This is a genomic window from Pseudomonas sp. Leaf59 (assembly GCF_920984685.1).
In the GTDB taxonomy this organism is placed as follows: domain Bacteria; phylum Pseudomonadota; class Gammaproteobacteria; order Pseudomonadales; family Pseudomonadaceae; genus Aquipseudomonas.
Genome location: NZ_CAKLBR010000029.1, coordinates 1 through 21,644, shown reverse-complemented (window position 1 = coordinate 21,644; position 21,644 = coordinate 1). Strand labels below are relative to the sequence as shown.

11 protein-coding genes are annotated in these 21,644 nt (G+C 60.3%); 6 read left to right on the top strand and 5 right to left on the bottom strand.

Annotated features, from left to right (window positions below):
- Window positions 1-18 precede the first annotated feature (18 nt).
- The 3 genes from LUB09_RS22460 to LUB09_RS22450 all read right to left on the bottom strand — a co-directional run bounded on the left by LUB09_RS22460 (window position 19) and on the right by LUB09_RS22450 (window position 1,807).
- Window positions 19-198 (bottom strand): hypothetical protein, encoded by a 180-nt coding sequence (locus LUB09_RS22460; protein ID WP_209981600.1) that lies wholly within the window; start codon window positions 196-198, stop codon window positions 19-21.
- Between the two features lie 156 nt (window positions 199-354).
- Entirely contained in the window at window positions 355-1,530 is a 1,176-nt protein-coding gene (locus tag LUB09_RS22455; RefSeq protein WP_209981598.1) for a lactonase family protein, read from the bottom strand.
- On the bottom strand, window positions 1,517-1,807 hold the full coding sequence (locus LUB09_RS22450; RefSeq protein ID WP_231423735.1) for a DUF5629 family protein: 291 nt from the start codon (window positions 1,805-1,807) through the stop codon (window positions 1,517-1,519). The genes LUB09_RS22455 and LUB09_RS22450 overlap by 14 nt, the downstream gene beginning before the upstream one ends.
- A gap of 142 nt (window positions 1,808-1,949) precedes the next feature.
- Between LUB09_RS22450 and LUB09_RS22445 the strand changes: the two genes are divergently transcribed.
- Window positions 1,950-6,830, top strand: a complete 4,881-nt coding sequence (locus LUB09_RS22445) for a hypothetical protein (protein ID WP_231423734.1) — start codon at window positions 1,950-1,952, stop codon at window positions 6,828-6,830.
- Between the two features lie 18 nt (window positions 6,831-6,848).
- Window positions 6,849-11,654 (top strand): hypothetical protein, encoded by a 4,806-nt coding sequence (locus LUB09_RS22440; RefSeq protein WP_231423733.1) that lies wholly within the window; start codon window positions 6,849-6,851, stop codon window positions 11,652-11,654.
- Window positions 11,655-12,515: 861 nt separating this feature from the next.
- Here the strand turns inward: LUB09_RS22440 and LUB09_RS22435 are convergent.
- Both LUB09_RS22435 and LUB09_RS22430 read right to left on the bottom strand, forming a co-directional pair.
- The gene (locus tag LUB09_RS22435; RefSeq protein ID WP_231423732.1) at window positions 12,516-14,891 is read right to left on the bottom strand and encodes an efflux RND transporter permease subunit; all 2,376 of its coding nucleotides are present in this window, start codon (window positions 14,889-14,891) and stop codon (window positions 12,516-12,518) included.
- A 15-nt stretch (window positions 14,892-14,906) separates the two neighbouring features.
- Window positions 14,907-15,947 carry a WD40/YVTN/BNR-like repeat-containing protein gene (locus LUB09_RS22430; RefSeq protein ID WP_231423731.1) on the bottom strand — a complete coding sequence of 347 codons (1,041 nt, stop codon included), beginning with the start codon at window positions 15,945-15,947 and terminating at the stop codon, window positions 14,907-14,909.
- A 313-nt stretch (window positions 15,948-16,260) separates the two neighbouring features.
- Between LUB09_RS22430 and LUB09_RS22425 the strand changes: the two genes are divergently transcribed.
- The 4 genes from LUB09_RS22425 to LUB09_RS22410 all read left to right on the top strand — a co-directional run bounded on the left by LUB09_RS22425 (window position 16,261) and on the right by LUB09_RS22410 (window position 21,443).
- The gene (locus LUB09_RS22425; RefSeq protein ID WP_231423730.1) at window positions 16,261-17,376 is read left to right on the top strand and encodes a Gfo/Idh/MocA family protein; all 1,116 of its coding nucleotides are present in this window, start codon (window positions 16,261-16,263) and stop codon (window positions 17,374-17,376) included.
- A 289-nt stretch (window positions 17,377-17,665) separates the two neighbouring features.
- Complete coding sequence (locus LUB09_RS22420) at window positions 17,666-19,390, top strand: M10 family metallopeptidase C-terminal domain-containing protein (RefSeq protein WP_231423729.1); 1,725 nt, start codon at window positions 17,666-17,668, stop codon at window positions 19,388-19,390.
- Window positions 19,391-19,541: 151 nt separating this feature from the next.
- Window positions 19,542-20,969, top strand: coding sequence for a nucleobase:cation symporter-2 family protein (locus LUB09_RS22415; protein ID WP_231423728.1), 1,428 nt, complete (start codon window positions 19,542-19,544; stop codon window positions 20,967-20,969).
- 12 nt (window positions 20,970-20,981) lie between these two features.
- Window positions 20,982-21,443 carry an LEA type 2 family protein gene (locus LUB09_RS22410; protein ID WP_231423727.1) on the top strand — a complete coding sequence of 154 codons (462 nt, stop codon included), beginning with the start codon at window positions 20,982-20,984 and terminating at the stop codon, window positions 21,441-21,443.
- The last annotated feature ends 201 nt before the right edge of the window (window positions 21,444-21,644 follow it).

The following is a 21,644-nucleotide window of genomic DNA, read 5'->3' as shown; positions in this document are numbered from 1 at the left end:
TGGGAGTTCAGTTCAAGCTTATCGCAGGGTCTTGTGATCCAGGGCGGCATAGAAGTTGGCGCTTTGTTGCAGGTACTTCTGGGTGTAGGCGCTGGTGCCGGATTTTTTGTCGGTGACTTCCACGCTGGCGGCCGCTGGCAAGGCAACAGTGGCGGAAACAGCAGAAGCGGCGATGATGGAGAAGAGGTTCAAGTTCATGGCGGTAACCCTCGTGTTCGTTTGGTTGAGTGGCCGGGGAAGGCCTTGGGACTCAACGTACGCCCGAGGGTTGAACCTTAGAAATGCTTTGAAACAGTAGCCGCTATTAACAGAATTAATAGACAAGCTCAGGCCCCGCGTTGCGGGGCCTGTGGCTTATTGACGCAGCAGAAACTTGAGGTCGCTGGGCGCATCAATAGGCAGTTTCTGCACGGTTTTACCCAGCAGGCCGGTCTTCGGGTCGCGTTCGATCACCACGATTTCATTGCTCTTCTGGTTGGCGATCAGCACGAACTTGCCGCTCGGGTCCAGGCTGAATTCACGCGGGTGGTCGCCCTCGACGGAGCGTTTTTGAATCTGCTTGAGGTGCGCCGTCGCCGGGTCGATGCTGAACACCAGCAGTTGATTGGCCGTACCGCGATTGCTCACGTACAGGAACTTGCCGTCACTTGAGGCATGCAACGCCGCACCGGCCTTGTCGGTCACCGGCTGGCCGGTGGCGTAATCCACCAGTTGGGTCTGGGTGAGCTGGCCGTCCTGATAATCGAACACCGCAATCTGGGCGCTCATCTCGGTGGTCAGCCAGGCATGCTTGCCGTCGGCGCTGAACAGCAGATGACGCGGACCGCTGCCGGCCGGGAGTTGCACCGACGCCGGCCTGGCCGGGGTCAAGGGCTGTTCGTGGTTGGCCTTGGGGTCGTAACGGTAGACAAACATCTTGTCGGCACCCAAGTCCTGCACGAACACGTAGTTGCCATCGGGCGATGACACCACCGAGTGCACATGGTTGGACGCCTGGCGCTCAGGGTTTACGCCACTGGCGGGGTGCCCGCTCATCTGCACCGGTGCCGACAGTTTGCCACTGGCGTCCAGCGGCAGAATCGCCAGGCTGCCGCCCGGGTCTTCCAGTACCGAGTAGTTGGCAACGAACAGATAGCGCCCGTCAGCCGCAATGCTGGAATGGGTCGGCTCATTGCCCAGGCTCTGCACCTGATTGATCAGGCTGAGCTGATGGTTCTGCGGGTCGATGCTGTAGCCGCTGACGCGTCCGACCGCATCCTGCTGGCCCGGGCCATTTTCGTTGACCACGTAGAGACGCTTCTGGTCTTTGGAAAGGGTCAGCCAGGACGGATTGGCCGCCTTGGCCGCCAGCACCGGCTTGCCGTTGAACTGGCCGGTACGGCTGTCGAACTGCAGGCGGTAGATTCCTTCGCTGCTGCCAGCGGTGTAGCTGCCCACCAGCAGGTCATGGGTGTCGGCCGGTGCAGCCTGCACCGACATCGCACCGACACTGCCCGCCATCAGCAGCGGCCAGAATTTACGCATCATCATGCTCGTCGTCCTCATCGTTATTGTTGCCGGTGATAGCACTCATGCAGATCAGGCGATGCTCGCCCGAGTCACCGCAGAGGGTCCAGCTTTGCAGGGTGTTATCAAACGTGGCGTTTTCCACCTGCTGAAGGCTGAAGGTCCAGCGCTTTTCTGCGCGGCCGTCCATGGCGGTGATCAGCAGGTGTTCCTTGGACAGCGCAAAGTCGAAGGCGTGCAGCCCGTCAATTTCAAGCATGTCGGCGGTGGCAAGGACGGTGGTGAGGTTGTCGGCAGTCATTACGAGTCGGTCATCGGCAAAGAGAAAGTGCACATGATAGGCGAGTTGGCGCATCAGAGGGTGGCGGTAACCGGCTAACGCCCGCGCGGCATTGCGAGCCGTAACGTAAAGGGATCCCCTTCTCTTTCGTAAAGGAATACCCATGACCGACAACTTGATCAAGCGTGCCGTCCACGCGCAGTTCGGCACACGACCGACGTTGCGCTCGGTGGTCGCGCAGATGCTCGCCGACCACCTTGTGGAAAAATACCCGCCGCTGACGCTGCCCGTTGCCCGATTGCGCCTCGCGCTGCCCCGTGAAGGCGGTGGACGCAGTTTGCAGCCACTGCTTGAGGTCGCGCTTGACTACCTCGCCAGCGGCATTTTCCCTGACCTCACTGCTCGCGACGGGCTCGACGCTTACCTGAGCGACGCCGGCGGCACGCGGCTGGTCTTCGAACAAAACGGCACGCACAGCTACGACCTGGCGGTGGTGGAAGCGATCATCCGCGAACTGCCGTTTATCGTGCAGGTGGGCTTTCAAGACGCGCTGACCGCCTACTGGAACATGCCCAGCGACGCCGCGGGCAGCCGCTGGCAGTGGTTTGCCGGTATTTTGCAGGGCCAACTGCGCGCTGCAGCCATCCGCCAATTGAGCGGCGATGTCTCTGCGTTGCAACGACTCATTCACCTGGCCGACTACCCTGCGCGCGAAACCCGCAGCCAGCGCGCCGGGCCAGAATCTTCGCTGCATGCCTACAGCGTGGAAACCCGCCTGGTTCAAGGCGACATCCAGGTCACGTTGCAATCGAGCGACCTGGTATTGGTCGATGGTAAACAGGCGTGGCTCTGCAGCCTGTCGGGCCGCATCGAAGCCTACCCCAGCCTGGATGCCTTTGGCGAAGCCTGGGGGCGGCGCATTGCAGAACAGTTCACCGCCGACAGCCTCACCTGGCAACTCTATGAACCGGACGGCAATATCTTCGAAGTGCAGGCTGCACTGGTGCTCGATGCCCAGCTCGATGACATTGCGGCCCTGGACCTGACGAGCGCTACCTCGGCTGATCGCCTGCAAGCGCAGTTCGAATCGCTGACCGACCCCGCCGCGCGGCTGGGCGACGTATCCACCGCGCCGAGCCAGACCCTGCTGTCGGTCGAGGCCGCCCTCCCCGACTGGTTGCGGCAGGCCTCGCCCGACCTGCGTTTGGCCTATCGTCGCTGCCTGCTCGAACAAGCCAGCGTCAGGCGGCTGGAAGACGGTAAAACCTGGCTGACGGGTCTGGACGATATCCGTTCCTATGCTCGTCGCCATCTGGACAACCAGCTGTGCCTGGAACGCAATGCCTGGCTGACCAACCAGCGCACCTGTGAAACCGACACCGCCACCTACAGCGCCGACCACCTGGAACTGACCTTTGCCGTACCGTACGGCACGCTCAGCGGGGGCTACCTCGAAACGGTGCGCATGAGCCTGGTGGACCTGGCCCTGAAAAACCTGTCGGGCAAACCGCGCGGTTCCATGACCCTGCGTGACACGACCGGACAAGCCCTTGAAGCGTGGCTGACGCCCGATTACATCGAGCAATTGGTACAACGGGTGGATATCGGTCTGAACTACCCCAACTACGTTCGTCGCCAATTGCTCGGCGACACCGATGAGGCGCAGCAACGCAAACGCCGGTTCATTGCCCAACGTCCGCTTGAACTGACGAGCCAGGCGCTGGAGCACGCCATAAAGAACGAAGCGGGCCTTACCTGGATGGGCGTCAAGTATGTGACCGCCGTGGTCGCTGCCAGCCGCGCCGAGCGCTGCGTGGATAACCGCGACATCGTCATGCGCCCGCTGGCCTTTCAACGCAAGCCCGGAGCCAAGGCGGATGGGGTGCAGCACATGTTCATCATCGAGCCGCGTGATGGCCAGGCCGGCCCACATTTGCTGTACCGCCCCAGCTATCGTGAGTCGCTGTTGCAATTCAGCAGCCGCGAGCAATTGCTTGCGGCCATCGTCAAGCCGGGCGAGCTGCAGGACAGTGTCCTCGCGTGGCTGGGTGACAGCGCCCGTCTTATTTACAGCAACGGCGGATTCAACGAGCCGCATTACGTGCGGATCGGTGGCATTGGTTCGGCGTTCGATCCGCTGCCCGCCGTGCCCGCACCGGCGATACTGGCGTTGAGCGATGATGAGAGCAACGACGAACTCATGCAGTCGCTGACCAATGGCCAGCTCATGGAGTACCTGTTTACCAGCGAGGCGCGCCAACTGCTGGAACAGGCCGAGCGCGAGTCGACCTCCAATGTCGAAAGCCGCTGGGCACTGATTCTGGAAGGCGCGCAACTGGGCTTTAATACCTTATTGATGCTGGTGCGCGGACCGGCGGCGGTGGTGGGCTGGTTTATGCAACTGGTCCAGAGCCTTGCCCAGGACTTGCCGGCGCTGGTCAGCGACGACCCAATTGCGCGGGAACTGGCATGGATCGATTTGCTGCTCAACACGGCCATGGTGCTGGTGCATCAAGCCTCGGCTCCACCCGCAACGCAGCGGCCGCCTATTGATCAGTCGGCCGTCGCCCGACTGCCACTGCGGCGCGCGGCGGGCCCGCCGGCAAAAACACTGCCCGTGATCAAGCGCGGAGCGGTCGGCCTGCCCTCCGAACCGCCGGGTGGCGGTCGCACGCGGGTCAACTTCGATCATTCAGTGGCCGGCGACGGCGCATCCGCGCGGCTGCTGGAAAAACTGCTGAACTACAAAGTGGCCTGGCCCGACCCTGTTCCCGCTCCCATCGAAATCGGCGCGCTCAAGGGTCTGTACAAAATCGATAGCGTTTGGCATGCGTCGGTTGGCGGGTTGTTGTTCCGGGTCAAGATCGTTCCAGGGTTCAGTGAGGTATTTATTGTTCACCCCGAAAAACCCGCCCATCCGGGCATCAAGCTAAGAACCGATAGCAAGGGCCACTGGACCCTGGATCGCGGCTTGAAGCTGCTGGGCGGTGGCCCCAAACGTATTGCGCAGTTGCGCGAGGAAAACCAGCGCAAGACTCGTGAAATGGTCGCGCAAATGGAGTCCCTTGGCCTGGAAATCACCCCGCAAATAAATGAGCTCAATGCATCAATGATGCGGATGCAGACGGCCTACGAGAACTTGATCAAACAGGGCAATACGCTCAAAACGGTATGGAAGCTGCTTCAGCACGCCGACGTCGCACAAAAACCCGCGCTGCTGCAAAGGCATCAACTTGAGGTGCAGGGTTACGCCAGGCTGCGCAACCAGTACGAAGCGCTGCTGGAACCGCTGCAAAAACGCTATGACCAGGTGCTGCCGCTGCGTCTGGAGCTGGTTGAAGTGGGTCGGTCTCTGGAAAAGTATGGGGGCGCCGGGGTTCACGTCCGGGACCGGGCCAAAACACTGCACACCCTTTGGGGTGATCAGTTTTCCATTCACACGTACCTGAGGGGCTGGGCCGATACGCTGCGTTTCACCGGCAGTGGAGAGCCGATGTCACACCTGGTTTTGCGCATGCTCCCGGAAAAATGGATAGGAAACCCAACTGCCTATAACGAGCATGTCACCAGAGCGATTGAACTGGCCGACATGTGGCAACGCATGGCAACGCTTTCCGAAGCCATGGAAAACACCCTGGATCAACTTGAAAAAGACTCCGTCGCGGGCCGTGCGATACGGGAATCGCTGCTGGCCGGGATCAAGCATCCCCAGCACTTCTCCTCTGAGAGCCTGAAGCTCAATTCGCTGATCCCGTTGTCGTGGATACTGGTGGAACCATTCGAGCCCGGACTGATACGCACGCCACAAGAAGCGCTGTACGTCGAACACCTGGCGTACATGGAGTTGACCAAAGCTGTGCTGTCCCATGTCGAGGTGCGTAGCAGTTCAGGCTATGCCCTGGCAGAACAACGCCAGGTATACGACACGGTACTGGTCATGTACCGGCGCTATGAACATGCCGCACAAGTACTCAAGACGATCAACCCGGGTCGCCTGCATCCTGTGTCGGAACGTCTGTTCAAGCAATTGGACAGTGCTCGTCGGCTGGCCGAAACCGAGCTGGAAACGGTGGTACGCCGACAGGAAGAACTGGACACCCAGACCCCCACTGCGACCAACCTGCGCCCCAAGGCCTCGACAAAACGGGTATTCAAAACCCGCAAGCACCACTACTACGTCGGAGAACTGCAGCCAGCAGGCGCGACGACCGATACCACACACATTGTCATCACCGACACGATGACAGGCGAAGCCATTGCAAGGTACGACCAACAGGCGGACGGCTGGGCGCAGTCCAGCCAGGACACGCCGCCGGCGCCTGAACCGGCGCCGAAGGCGCAGTCGCTGACCACCCTGAAAAACCAGGGTTTGCAGCTGATCCGGGAACGGCCGGCGCTTGAGCGCGTCATCGCTACCCAGCAGCAGAAACTGCAATCGCCGCTGACCCGACAAGACGTCAACCCGGCGGACTGGGATGCGCTGCTCGGCGGACAAGCGAGCAGGCTTGACGCACTTGCTGACGAGATCGCACGCGAACACCTCGCCAGCCCGACGGCACAGGATTTGATCGATGACTTCAGGGCGAACGCCCGTGACATGACTCGAAAGGCGCAGCGCGTCACCAGCGACGCCTACAAACAGCAATGGCCAACCCTGGAAGGTATCGATTACCTGTGGCGCCATAAAGAAATCGATATCAACCTGACCAGCCAGGCAGACCCGCTGCGTCCCACCTTGAGCGGAGACTTCTTTACCGAATACGCGGTGTACGACAAAGCCCGCAAGCCTGCGGTGGTGTTGTGGTACGCGCACTTTCACTACACATCAGCCGAGGCTGCGCCCGCGGCTTATACCCGCGCCCATCTGAAGCTGCCCGAGCAACGCAAATTCACGCAAAAGGATCTGCTCAAGCAGCATGTGCAAGCCCGGCTGCGCGCTCAGCAGGAGGCCGGCGCCGAGCCGCTGGGCAAGATTCTCTATGTGCTGATCGAGCCGCCAACTGACCGGTTGTTCCTGAGCATTGCCCCGTCTACTGCAGGCTGAACACGTAAAGGACTACCCATGACGCTCCCTGAGTCCTCCACTGGCGCACAAGCACTGCGCCAGGCCGTGCAAGCGCAGTTTCGTGCTCGCCCCACGCTGCGCTCAGTCATTGCACAGTTGCTGGATCAACTGATCATTGAAAAAACCGCACCGCTCAATATCCCCGCCGAAGCGGCGTATGTCGCCTTCCCGAATCAGGCAGGCGGTTATGACCTGACCCGGCTGGTGGAGGTGGTGCTCGATTACCTGGCCGGCGGTGATCCGCCGGACTTTTACACCGGCACCGCAGACCGTGTGCCGCACCTGGTGGACATCACCCGGCGCAAGGTCACCTTCGCCCAGGTCGGTGACTCGCACGCTGCGACCGGGCCAGACATGACCATGCTGGCAGGAGTGGTTCGGCAACTGCCCGGGATTATCGCCATCGGCTTTCAGGAGGCGTTGGCCCGCTACTGGAATGGCGCCAGTACCGCCGGCGGCAGCCGCTGGGAATGGTTGGGCGACCGGCTTGCCGAGGCGCTGCGGGTCGCCGCGATCAGCCACGCCGCCGTCGACCCGACGCTGGCTGAAACCCTCACGCAGATGGCCAATCATCCTGATCGCCTGGGCCTTGAGGCGTTCAGCCCGGCGCGCGTGTACGTGCTCGAATCGCGGGTGTCCAGGGGCGCACTGTCCAGCACATTGCTGTCGCCTGATTTGTTGGTGACGCTCGATCAACGGGTGTTGCATTGCCGGTTGTCAGGCGTGATCGCGACTTACCCGTCGATGGACGCATTCGTCCAGGCCTGGCAACGCGAGTTGAGCCTGCAGTTCGAAGCCGACGCTATAAAACTCAAACGCTATGAACCTTCCGGCAATTTTTTCGACACCCAAGCGGCACTGCTGTTGAATCTACAGCTGGAGGATCTGGCCGCCATCCAGTTGCCGACGCGCACCAGCAAAGCCGAACTCGCCGCGCTGTTCGTGCGCGTCACCGATCCGGCCGCCTGGTTAAGTGGCGCACACAGTGCCGATCCTCAATTCTTGCGGCGTGTGCACGCGGCGCTGCCTGGCTGGTTGAGCAGTGCCAAGCCCGCCGCGCAATTGGCGTACCGCAGGCACAGCCTGGAACTGGCCAGGAACCGCCAGGCCAGCCAGGGTAAATCGTGGTCCGATGGCATCGATAACCTGCGGGTGTACGCGGCAAAACAGCTGCACCGGCAAATGCGGCTGGACCAGCCCCAGGCGCCGGGCTATCAACCCGATGAGCTGGAGCTGACCTTCGCGGTGGCGGTCGGCACATTGGGCGGCGGTTATATCGAGCGCCAGACGATGAGTCTGACCGACCTGGCATTGAAGAATCTGTCCGGCAAACCCAAGGGCACAATGACCCTTCGGCACACTGGCGGGCAACTGATTCAGGCCTGGACAACACCCGACTATCTGCTGGACCTGATCAGCCGCGTGGACATTGGCAAACACTACCCGCTTTTGCTCAAAGAGCATTTGTTGGTTCCCTCTGCCGAGGCCGTTGAACGCCAGCGCCTGTTTGGCGAAGCGTTGAGGGTGATGCTAGCGTTGACGGCGCTGGAACTGGCGGTCAAGGGCGAGCAAGGTTTTACCCTTGTGGGCTACCAATTCATCGCGGCCCTGGTACAGCCCAGCGCGGTGCAACAGATCGTGGGTGACGACGCGGTCGTGATACGCCCGCTGGCATTGCGCAGAAAAGACGGCGCCACCCCCGATCAGGTCGACACCATGTTCGTCATCGAACGCACCGACAACCGCAAGGGCCCGCATATTCTGTACAGGCCTTTGTATGAGCAGTCCCTGCGGCAGTTCGCGGATCGTTCAGCAATGCTGGCGGCCATCGCCGCACCCGGCGACCTGCAGGAAAGCGTGTTGGCGTGGCTGCCTGAGCATGCACGACCGATCTATGCGCACGGCGGTTTGCAGGAACCGCACATCGTGCACTTCTCCGCCCTGGACCCGTTTGACGTACCTGACAGACCCAGGCCCGCGACGCTGGCGGCTGATGCGACCGATGAAGAACTTATCCAGTCGCTGCAAGGCGGCGAGCTGATGCAGCATCTGTTTGGCCGCAACGCCCGGGCGCTGGTGGACCTGGCCGAGCGCGAAGCGGTGTCCAATGCTCAAAGCCGCTGGGCGATTGTGCTGGAGGGCGGCTGGCTATTGTTCAACATCCTGTTGGGGCTGCCGCTGAGTGCGCCGGTCATGCTGGTGGGCTGGATGGCGTCATTGAGCAGCAGTCTGATGCATGACATTCCCGGCCTTGATAGCACGGACGCCATCACCCGCGAGCAGGCCGTTGTTGATCTTTTACTGAACATCGCCCTGGTGCTGCTGCATGCCGGTACGGCGGTCGACGTTGCGCGAGGGTCCGATTCACCGCGCTACGGGCTGGCGCTGGACCCGATCCGCCGGGCATCGGGTCGACCGCCGGACACCACGCTGGTAATTGATCCAGGCCCGATTGCGCTGCCGTCCGAGCCCCCGGGAAGCGGTCACACCTTGCTGGACTTCGACACGTCAGTGGCGCGGGATGCCTCTGCCGCGCGCCTGCTTGAACAGCTCACCGCCGTGCGCGTCGAATGGCCCAAAGAGCACCTGGCTCCGGTGGATACCGGTGCCTTCAAAGGCTTGTTCAGGATCGCGGGAAAATGGCATGCCACGGTCGCTGGCCGGCTGTTCCAGGTAAAGATCGTGCCGGGCTTCGGCGATGTGTTCGTCGTGCATCCGCTAAAACCGGATCATCCCGGCATCAAATTGCGCACCGACGGCCAAGGGCACTGGACGCTGGATCGTGGCCTGAAACTGACGGGGGGTGGCCCGAAAAAACGGATTGCCGCCTACCGGCAGGCGCTGGAGGACCGAACGGCGCCACTGTTGGCCCGCAAGGCCGATATCGGCAACCAGATGGATCAACTCTGCGCCGTCCACGAGCAAGCGTTCAACAAGGCCCGGCACACCCGCGCCGCGTTTGAGTCAAACCGTGCAGCGCTGATAAACGCGTGGAACACGGTCCAGACGTCTGCGTCCCCGAAGACGCATGACCTGCAACTGCAGCAGTTCTGGCAGGAAAAAACCCGCGCAACCCAGGTCGCTTTTGAAGTGGCGTTACGCCTCATGCAGCGCAACGTGGACGCACTGGTGCCCTTGCAACGGCAGTTGCTCGACAGCTTTAACCAGATTCGCGCGGTGGACGCAGCGCCCCTGTATGAAGAGCAGCAATTAAGCGCGATGAACACGCTGTCGCGGATACATTGTGCCGTGCGCGACCTGTTGCAGGACCATCTCAGGGACGTGGCGATTACCGCTGAAGGTGAGCACGTAGACGCGCTTGCCTCACGGTCTCTTGAAGCATTGGCACGTGAACAGAACAGCGTTTACGAGACATTTATCGCGCAAAAGCAACGCGAGCAAGCGCACAGCCAGGCGCTGATCGAATGCACGGAGCGCATAGAAACCCTGTGGGACGAAATGGCCCGACTCTCGCCGGCGGGCAGCGCGCAGAGCGACAAGCTGCACGCGCAAATCACCGTGCCGGAGTTGTTCTACGCCGCCAACTACAGGATCAAGTTACTGAGCACCGAAGTGGAGCTGGCTATCGACCGCAGTGGCCCGGCGCCCGATCACAGCGAGGGGTTTTTCCTCCAGCATCTGAACGGCACGCGCTTTTACTCGGCGCTGATCTCTCATCTACAAATGCGCATCGTGCGCGGCTTTACCCTGCAGGAACAGATTTCAGTCTACGAAAACGTCATCACGCACTACGAAAGTCAGGCCTACGCCATGCGCTCGCTGCACGAGTTGGGGTCGAGCACTGTGCGTCAACCCTATCCGGAGATGTTTCTGGCAAGCCTTGCACAGGCGCGCAGCATCGCCGAGCAAGACCTGGCCACCGCCATTCACACCCTCGAAAAAACCCAGGTACCGCTGCCCAGGGCGCTGCCACTCAAAAACAAGCCTGCCAACAGGCGGGTGTTCAAAACCCGCAACCATGGCACGCTGGTCGGTGATGCCCGCACACAAGCGAGCGACGCGCTTATCGACCTGCATGACCCGCAAACGGGCACCGTCAGCAGCACCTTTCATGCACATCCAGAGGAAGGCAATTACGTCGAAATAGTCCAGGCGGCGCCACCGGCTCGGCTACCGACACGACCGCCTGCCGGGCGCTCGGCAAGTGCGGCGATCAAGGCTGGCAACCGCCTCAAACAGGAGCGGGTAAATCGGGAGCGCCTGATTCAGCGTGAAATGCGCCAGTTGGATGACGCGACGTTACGCGATGAGAAGAACCCGCAGGAATGGTTCACACTGCTCGAACAACTGGCCGATGAGCTGGAGTCCATCAGCAACGAGCTTGCGCGCGCAAAGCCGGCCACCGGGCCGATCACGGCGGCCATCGAGGGCTTTCGCGCCGAAGCCCTGGACCTGCGCGACACCGGCAAGCGCTACCGAAACAACGCCTACAAGCGCCAGGCGCCGACGTCCGACAAGGTATTTACGCTGTGGCGCGACAATCAGGTGGATATTCAACGGGTCAACGCCCGCACAGCGACCCAGGCCCAGGACTTTCTCACGGAATATGCGATCCGCGACAAAGCCTCCAACAAGGTGCTGTGGTATGCACACTTTCACTACGCCAGGGGAACCGACGCTGACCTGGCCTACACCGCCGGGCATCTGAAACGCGCGGAGCAGCGTTATCTGGGATTCAAGGCGCAACTGCAGCAAGCCCGGAACAACCAGGTCGTGGGACGGGTCTGGCGCAGCGACGTCTCGCGGGAGATGGCGAAGAAGCTGTTCTTTTATTCAGCGTGAACGTTGACCGAGGAGGTCCATCGTGAACGGGCACGCTTTGGCAGCCGGGCTCGTTGTGGCCAGGTAGCTCGTCGTGGCGAGCGGGCGTGTTGTGGCGAGCGGGCTTGCCCCGCGTTGGGGTGCGAAGCGCCCCCAATCAAGCAAAACGCGGTGTACCTGATACGGCTCAGCGTCTGGTTTTGCGGCTGCTGCGCAGCCCAACGCAGGACAAGCCTGCTCGCCACAGTTAAGCCAGTGTGATGCTCGAAGCAATGAGCGGTGCGACTTTTCGGTGCACCTATCCGTTTCTGCGGTAACGACGACTTAGGGTTCCGCCCTTACGGCGGCTCACTTTTGAAAAGCGCAAAAGTAAGCAAAACGCTCTTGCCCCAACACTCGGCACCTCGCCCAGGCTCGGTGTGCCTAAGATCAAGATCAAGATCAAAAGCGCGGCGGCCTGAGAGCCGACCGAAATGGTCTGCCGAGCGCTGTAAAAAATGTGGGAGGGGGCTTGCTCCCGATGGCGTCGGCCCAGCAAACATTGATGTTGAAGACCCACCGCTTTCGCGGGCAAGTCGAATCGTCGCACCGCCGCTCCCACAGGGGAGCTGCGCTTAACCGACTGGCATTAGGGCAAGCCCTAATGCCGTTCAGTTAAGCGCAGATTCCCTGTGGCGAGCAGGCTTGTCCTGCGTTGGGCTGCGCAGCAGCCCCAAAGCCAGGCGCTGAGCCGTATCAGGTACACCGCGTTTTGCTCGATGGGGGGCGCTTCGCACCCCAACGCGGGGCAAGCCCGCTCGCCACAATAAGCCCACACATTTTCCTTAACTGAACGGCATTAGGGCAAGCCCGCTCGCCACAATAAAGACCTTGATGTTAGCCTCAGTGGGCGAACAACGAGTTGCCCTTCTTGCCCGCCAGCTTCTCGGGCTTGATCAGGAAACGCGCCAGCGCCGGCAACAGCCACAGGGCGCCGAACATGTTCCACAGCAGCATGAAGGTGAGCATCAGCCCCATGTCGGCCTGGAACTTGATCGCCGAGAAAATCCAGGTGCACACGCCAATCGCCAGGCACAGGCCGGTGAACAGCACCGCTTTACCCGTGGACTTGAGCGTCTGGTAGTACGCCTCTTGCAGCGGCAGACCCGCGCGCAGGAAGCTCTCCAGGCGACTGTAGATGTAGATGCCGTAGTCCACGCCAATCCCAACGCCCAGCGCCACCACCGGCAGGGTCGCGACCTTGACGCCGATACCCATGAACGCCATCAGCGCGTTGCCCAACACCGAGGTCAGCACCAGCGGCAGCACGATGCACAGGGTGGCGGCCCAGGAGCGGAAGGTGATCATGCACATGGTCGCCACGCACAGGTACACCAGAATCAGGATGGTCAGTTCCGACTCCTTGATGACCTCGTTGGTGGCGGCTTCGATCCCGGCGTTACCGGCCGCCAGGATGAATTCCAGGCCGTCCTTGTTGTTCTCTTTGGCGAAGTCCTGCACCGCGTGCACCGCGCGGTCGAGGGTCTCGGCCTTGTGGTCGTTGAGGAACACCAGCACCGGCGCCAGCGAGCAATTGTTGTTGTACAGGCCATCAGCACGGGCGATGGAGTTGTTCAGCACGTCGGGGTTGCGCGACAGGGTTTCCCATTTGAGGTTGCCCTCGTTCATGCCCTTGATCATCTGCTTGGACACGGTCACCAGCGAGATCGCCGATTGCACGCCCTCGGTGTTCTGCATCTTCCACATCAGTTGGTCGATGGGCGCCATGGCTTCGTAGCGCGAACAGCCTTCGGCCTTGGTCTTGACCATCACCACCAGCACATCGGAGCTGGTGGAGTAGTTACTGATGATGAAGTTGTTGTCCTTGTTGTAGCGCGAGTCCGGGCGCAGCTCCGGTGCGCCCTGGTCCAGATCGCCGATCTTGAGGTTCTGGCTGTACCAGAGGCCGCCGCCAAAGGCGACCAGCGCCAGCAGGATCGAGACCGGTGCGACTTTGGCGCTGGCGAACCTGGACAGCAAACGCCAGAACGGGTGTTCGCGGTTCGCGTCTTTCTTGCTCCTGGCGATGGCGCGCTGGCTGATGCCCGCGTAGGAAATCGCCACCGGCAGCAGGATCAGGTTGGTGAACACGATCACCGCCACGCCGATGGAGGCGCCGATGGCCAGTTCACGGATCACGCCGATGTCGATAATCAGCAGGGTAATAAAGCCCACCGCATCGGCAAGGATCGCGATCATGCCCGGCAGGAACAATTGGCGGAAGGTACGCCGCGCGGCAGTCAGCGCGTTGTCAGCCTCGCTGGACTGCAGGGCGATGCCGTTGATTTTCTGTACGCCGTGGGAAATGCCGATGGCGAAGATCAGGAACGGCACCAGCATCGAATAAGGATCGAGCCCGAAGCCGAAAAAATGCATCAGGCCCAGTTGCCACACCACCGCCACCAGGGTGGTACTCAACACCGCAACGGTGCTGCGCACGCAATGGGTGAACCACAGCAATAGGACCAGGGTGATGACGAACGCAACGCCGAAGAACAGCACCACCATCACCAGCCCGTCGATCAGGTCGCCGACCTTTTTGGCAAAGCCGACGATGTGGATCTTGACGTTGGGGTTCTGCGCTTCGAACTTGTCGCGGATCTTGTCTTCCAGTTCATGGGAAAACTTCTGGTAGTCCAGGGCGAGCAATTTGCCCTGGTCCTGCGGGTCCGGATAGGACTCCAGCAACGGGATATCAACGATGCTCGACTTGAAATCGTTGGCCACCAGACGCCCAACCTGGCCGGATTTGAGCACGTTATTGCGCAGTTGATCGAGGCTGGCCGGCGAGCCGTTGTAGCTCTGCGGAATCACTTCACCGCCGGCGAAGCCTTCTTCGGTCACTTCGGTCCAGCGCACGCTGGGGCTCCACAGCGACTTGAGGCCCGAGCGGTCGACGCCGGAGATGTAGAACACCTCGTCGTTGATCTGGCGCAGGGTCTCCATGTAGTCCCTGGTGAAGATGTCACCGTCCCTGGCCTCCACCGAGATGCGCACGGTGTTGCCCAGGTTCGCCAGGTCGTTACGGTGTTCCATCATCTTTTCGATGAAGGGGTGCTTGAGCGGGATCATTTTTTCGAAGCTGGTGGACGGGCGAATCAGGGTCGCCTGCCAGAACAGGAAAATGCTCACCAGCAGGCAGATCACGATGACTGCCGGGCGGTTGTTGAAGATCAGGCGTTCAAGGAAGGTCGCTTTATCGTTGTGATGACTGCTCATGCTTTCCCGCCCTTATTATTGTTTTGTCGGTTCGGCGCCGGTCGGCGTGGCAACCCGCACGCCGCCCTGCCCGACCAGAATCAGATTGCCGTTGCCCGCCGCCGTGACGGCCGAGAGCGAGATACGGTCCGGGCGATTGAACACGCTGAACGTCAGCCCGTCGTCATGGCTGACGACCACGCTGCCACCATTGCCGACGACCACGATGGAGCCATCCGCCAACAAGGTGGCGCCGGATAAACCAAACTCCAGTGCGCCGCGCGCCGCGTTCAGCTCGACCTGCTCCCAGGTGCTGCCGAAATCGCTGGAGCGGTACAGATTGCCGCGCAGGCCATAGGCCAACAGCGTCTGCGCTTGCGCCGTGCCGATCACGCCGAACAGCGAGCCTTCATAAGGGCCTTCGAGTTTTTCCCAGGTCTGGCCGTTATCGCTGGAGCGGAACATGCTGCCCTGCTCGCCGACGATGAACAGGCCGGCGTCCTTGATGGCGGCGATCGCGTTGAGGTGGAACTGGTCTTCGTTGTCGAGGCGGTCGCTGACGTCGGTCCAGGTATTGCCGCCGTCGGTGGTTTCGATCAACGCCCCGTAGGCGCCCACCGCCAGGCCGTGGCTGGCATCGTTGAACAAGATGTCGAGCAACGGCGCTTCGCGCTTGAGGTCTTGAAATTGCTGGGTCCAGGTGGCGCCGCCATCGGTGCTGGCGAGGATTTGCGCATCGTGGCCGACCGCCCAACCGTGCTTGTCGTCGATAAAAAACACCGCCGTGAGCAACTGGCGGGTGGGGACGCTGGCCTGGGTCCAGGTGCTGCCCTGATTATCGGAATAGAGGATGTGCCCTCGATCACCGACTGCCACCAGACGTTTGCCGGCGTGCACCACATCGATCATCAGGCCCTTGACGGCCTTGGGGGACTCAATCGCAGACACCGCTGGCGCGGTAGTATCGCTGGCGGCCTGGGCGGCGGTCGACAACGCGACAGCGCCAAGCAGCGAGAGCGCTGTGGCCAGCATCGCAACCCTGCGTGCGGCGCGTGGGCGGCAAACAACCCAAGCCATGACAGGCTCACTCATAGACCTTTCTCCCCATTATTATTTTTTGTCAGGTCGTCTCGTCTTCCCGGGCGCTGAAACCTGCAATCTAGAGCGCCTGAAGCAAGCACGGGCCATCCTAGCGGGCTTTGGAATCGCCTGACAATCGGCGGTACGTTATCTTTTGTTAACTAGTGGCTTTTCGTCAGCGTCTGAATATAGCCGCATTCGCCAGAGTGATTGATTGGGCAGCAATGAATTTTTATTCCATGTATTGAATTAAGAGAATATTTATTCCATTAATAGCGCTCCTGAAAATAAAAATCCAAGGACCACGGCGATGCGCGAACTCGGAATCGGTTTGATCGGCACAGGCTTCATGGGGCGCGCCCACGCGCTGGCATTCAACAATGCCCGGTCAGTGTTCGACCTGCCGGTTCAGCTCAAGCTGGTCGCCCTGGCCGATGCCGACGGTGAACGCGCCGAGCGCTGCGCCAAAGCCTGGGGATTTGGCCAGGCCCAGGGTGATTGGCAAGCGTTGATCAACGACCCCAGGGTTGACGTCGTCGCCATCACCACGCCCAACCACTTGCACTACCCCATGGCCATGGCCGCGATTGCGGCGGGCAAGGCGGTGTATTGCGAAAAGCCCCTGGCCGTCAGCCTGGAACAGGCCGACGCCATGCGCCGCGCCGCGAGCGCGGCCGGTGTGGTGACGCGGGTCGGCTATAACTATCAGCACAACCCAATGATCAGCCTGGCGCGGCAAATGATTGCCAGCGGCGAGCTGGGCGAGATCATCAGCTTCCAGGGCGAATTCAGCGAAGACTTCATGGCCGACCCGGCCTCACCGTGGTCGTGGCGCTGTGAAGTGGAACATGCCGGTGGCGCGCTGGCGGATCTGGGCAGCCACCTGTTGTCGATGGCGCGTTACCTGGCAGGCGATGTGGTAAGCGTGTGTGCCGACACGCAAACCGTGCATGCCCAACGCCCTGCCGTCAAAGGCAGCCGCGACCTCAAACCCATCGCGGTGGATGACCAGGTGCATGCCCTGCTGCGCTTCGCCAATGGCGCACGCGGTACAGTGAGCAGCAGTTGGCTCAAACATGGCTACAAGAACCACCTGAGTTTTGAAATCAGTGGCACCCAAGGCACCCTGGCATTCGATCAGGAGCGCTTGAATGAGCTGCGCCTATGCCGCGTCGGCCAGCACGGTTTCCAGCGTTTACTCGCTGGCCCTGCGCTGCCCGGCTACGCGGCCTTCAGCCCGGCCGCCGGGCATCAACTGGGCTACAACGAACTGAAGACGCTGGAAGTCCACGAGTTGGTCATGGCGCTGGTGGGTCAAGGCGCTGAAGGCACTGACTTTGAAGCCGCGTGGGCGGTCGAGCGGCTGGCAACAGCGATACGCCTGGCCGCTCAAGAAGAGCGCTGGGTCAATGTAGGGGCGCTTTAAACGGCGCCAGCCCTCGTCAACCGGGTGGTGGGTAAACATGACTGGCTGATACCGTCACTTTCCGCCCCCACTACATTCTTCTATTCGATCCCTCGTTTACTAACGTTCGGACGCGATAATGCCAATATTCAACACGCCACTTACGCCTCGAAACACCACCACTGTCCAACTCACACAACGACATATTTACCGGGTTGCCCCCCCTGCGAAAATTACTTACTTTATTTCCCGCCCTCTTCAAACTAACTATCACGTTGGCAATTCCATAAAATTATCGAGAGGTTCCCTATTGAACATTCAATCCTTGCCGTCCGCCCGGTTAAATCTTAACGCTTCCCGGCCTGTACTCGATCATACGACCCCTTCGACTGTTAATAAGCCTGCTTTCCCTTCCGCCTCAGATAAAGTTGCAAAAGATATTACCCATAATAGATATAAAATCGTCGATACAAACGGTGATGGCAAGATAACAGTCGCCTATAAGTTTATTGACCTGTCCAACCCGGAACATGCCTGGCGTAAAAAGGGGGGAGCAACGGAGTTCAGCGAGGGCAGAAAAAAAGCCTTTAGAGATTCAATTCGCGCATGGGAAGACGTTACCAAGGTCACCTTCATCGAGAACGGCAAAGGTGCAGACGCCTCCATACTCGTTCACGGCAACCCGGGTGTGGGCGGTGTCGCCAACCTGCCGGTGGGTGATACCAGCAGCATGAGCATCGCGATCGGAGTGGATGAAAAAGGCTTACCTCTAAACTCGTCAATGATTCACGAAATCGGCCATAGCCTGGGGCTGGAGCATCCACAGGGTCATTATCCCGAGAACAACAAAACCCATACCGCCATGTCCTATACGACCCATTGGTTGGAGCGCCCTGACGAAAAAGGCCTTAGATGGTCGGCCAGTACAGCCACCCCGATGATGGGCGACATTGCAGGCGTTCAAGACCTCTACGGAGCCAATCACAACACCCGAAAGGGAAATACTACTTATGGGTTCAACGCCAACGCCGGGCGTGACTACTATAGTCTGGCCTCCTCCAGAGACTTGGCGGCCTTTTGCGTCTGGGACAACGGCGGTAACGACACCCTGGATTTTTCCGGTTACGGGCAAGACCAGAACATCAATCTGAATGCCGAGTCCCTTTCAGACGTCGGCGACAGGAAAGGTAATGTGTCCATCGCCAAAGGTGTGGTCGTGGAAAACGCCATCGGTGGTTCAGGGCATGATGTGCTGACCGGCAATCAGGTCGGCAACCGCATGACCGGCGAGGCCGGCGGCGACATCCTCTACGGCGGCGGCGGGGCTGACACATTTGTCTACAACAGGGCCAGCGACTCGCCGCCACAAAACCCGGACATGCTTAACGACTTCGTCAGTGGTGTCGACAAAATTGATCTTTCCAGGGTTCTGAAAGATGCCGAAATATCAAAACCCATATTCACCGGCGTTCTCACTGATCAAATCGGCACGCTGAGTGGGCGCAAAGGCGAACTGCTGCTGGACTATGAAAAAGGCATCAATATGCACAGGTTGACTCTTGATGTGAGTGGCAACAATAAGTCCGTGCTGATGATTTTGAGCAAAAACCCAATAAAGCCCAATGACATTTTAATTAACGAGGGCTCACAATTACCGACTGCCCCCACCCGTCTGACTGGCGGAGCCGGCGCAGACAAACTCACAGGCAACGCAGGCGCCAACATTTTCAACTATGACGCCATCAGTGATTCGCCCTACCACAATGCTGACGTGCTGATGGACTTCACTACCGGCAAAGACAAAATCGACTTAAGCACTTTGAGTGAAAAAGCCCAAGTGTCCCTCAACCACGTCAAGTACTACACAGGACGAATCGGCGACACCCTCGTTGAATATCACCCGGCCACCAAAAAGTATTACCTGGCTGTTGATATGACGGGAAATCGCCGGTCCGACTTTTTGATCAAAAGCCTCAAGCCGATCAACAGCCAGGATGTCATTGGCCTTAACCGTTTGAACGACGGCCATGGCTGACCGTCTCGAAGGGCTCGAAAAATGAGCAGAGTGAGGACGGTTCACTCCGGTCGATCAGATTATGCCGGTGGCTTATAAATATTTTTTACACTTCTGACGATGAGGACTTTCTGGCATCCTGCGCCTCCCTTTTCTGACCCGAGCCCGCATTTTGTCTGACGCTCAAGCCCCCCGTCCGCGCTATAAATCCGAGCTGATCTACGGCCTCGAAGACCGTCCGCACTTTACCGCGGCGGTGTTTGCCGCGTTGCAGCATGTGCTGGCGAGCTTCGTCGGCATCATCACACCGACCCTGATCGTCGGCGGCGTGCTGGGCCTGGGAAGCGAAGTACCGTACCTGGTGAGCATGGCGCTGTTCGTCTCGGGGCTGGGCACCTTCGTGCAGGCGCGCACCTTCGGCCCCATCGGTTCGGGGCTGTTGTGCCTGCAGGGCACCAGTTTTTCGTTTATCAGCGTGATTCTCAGCGCGGGCTTCTTGGTCAAGGCTCGCGGCGGTGGTACGGATGAAATTCTCTCGACAATCTTTGGCGTGTGCTTTTTCGCAGCGTTTATCGAAGTGGCGCTCAGTCAGTTCATCGGCAAGCTGCGCAAGCTGATCACACCGGTGGTGACGGGCACCATCATTACTCTGATGGGGCTGTCGCTGATCAAGGTGGCGGTCACCGACATGGCCGGCGGCTTTGGCGCCAATGATCTGGGCGCAGCCGGCAATATGGGGCTGGCCGCGCTCGTGCTGCTGACCATCGTGGTGCTCAATCGCTTCAACAATGCGTTTTTGCGCCTGGGCTCGATTGTGATCGGCCTGACCCTTGGCTTCGTCGTCGCCTGGTGGCTGGGCCGTGTCGACATGGCCGCCCTGCCCCAGGTGCCGTTGATCAGCGTGCCGGTGCCGTTCAAATATGGTTTCTCGTTTGACTGGGTGGCGTTTGTCCCGGTGGCGGTGATCTTCCTGATTTCGCCGCTGGAAGCGGCAGGCGATCTGACAGCCAATTCGATGATTTCCCAACAACCGGTCAAGGGCCCGCTGTACATCAAGCGGATCAAATCCGGCCTGCTGGCCGACGGGCTCAACTCAGCCATGGCCGCCACCTTCAACAGCCTGCCGATGGTGACGTTCGCGCAGAACAACGGGGTGATTCAGCTGACCGGCGTGGCCAGCCGTTACGTGGCGTACTTCATCGCCGGCCTGCTGGTGCTGCTGGGGCTGTTCCCGATGATCGGCGCGGTGCTGCAATTGATGCCCAAGCCGGTGCTGGGCGGCGCCACCCTGATCATGTTCGGTACCGTGGCGGTGGCCGGCATCAAGATCCTCGCCGAAGCCGGCCTGCATCGGCGCAATGTGCTGATCGTGGCGATTTCCCTTGGCATGGGCCTGGGCGTTGCCGCCGTGCCCGAAGTGCTGCGCGACCTGCCCAAGACATTGCACGACATCTTCGAATCGCCGATCACCGTGGGCGCGTTCTGTGCAATCCTGCTGAACATCTTCCTGCCCGAAACGTTCATCGCGCTGGAAGACGACGAATTTGATCCGGAGTCATCCACCCTCAAGGTGATGCAGGACCCGGACGTCACGAAATAGGAGCAGGTTCACATGCGCAAGCTCATGGTTCTATCGTTACTGCTGTTGACCTTGAGCGCGTGCGCGCTGTTTCCCCATCGCGATCCGGTCAACATCACCGTGGTGGGCATCGAGCCGCTGCAGAGCCAGGACCTGGAAGTGCGCTTCGCGGTGAAACTGCGGGTGCAGAACCCCAATGAAACGGCGATTGACTACAACGGCGTGGCGCTGGACCTGGAAGTCAACGGGCGGCCGCTGGCGTCAGGGGTGAGTGATCAAGACGGCAACATCCCACGTTTTTCCGAGACCGTTCTGACCGTGCCGGTCAGCGTTTCAGCGTTTTCCGTGTTGCGCCAGACCCTGGGCCTGAGCCAGACCCAAAGCCTGAACAACCTGCCATACGTGCTGCGCGGCAAACTGGCGGGTGGGCTGTTCGGCACCCTGCGCTTTGTGGACCGTGGCACGCTGAATCTGCCGAACACGGCGACCTGGTAAAACAAGAGAGTGATCTATCCCCGTGGCGAGCAGGCTTGCCCTGCGTTGGGCTGCGCAGCAGCCCCAAAGCCAGACGCTGAGCCGTATCAGGTACACCGCGTTTTGCTTGATTGGGGGCGCTTCGCACCCCAACGCGGGGCAAGCCCGCTCGCCACAATAAGCCCACAAACTTTCCGTTCAGTTAAGCGCAGATTCCCTGTG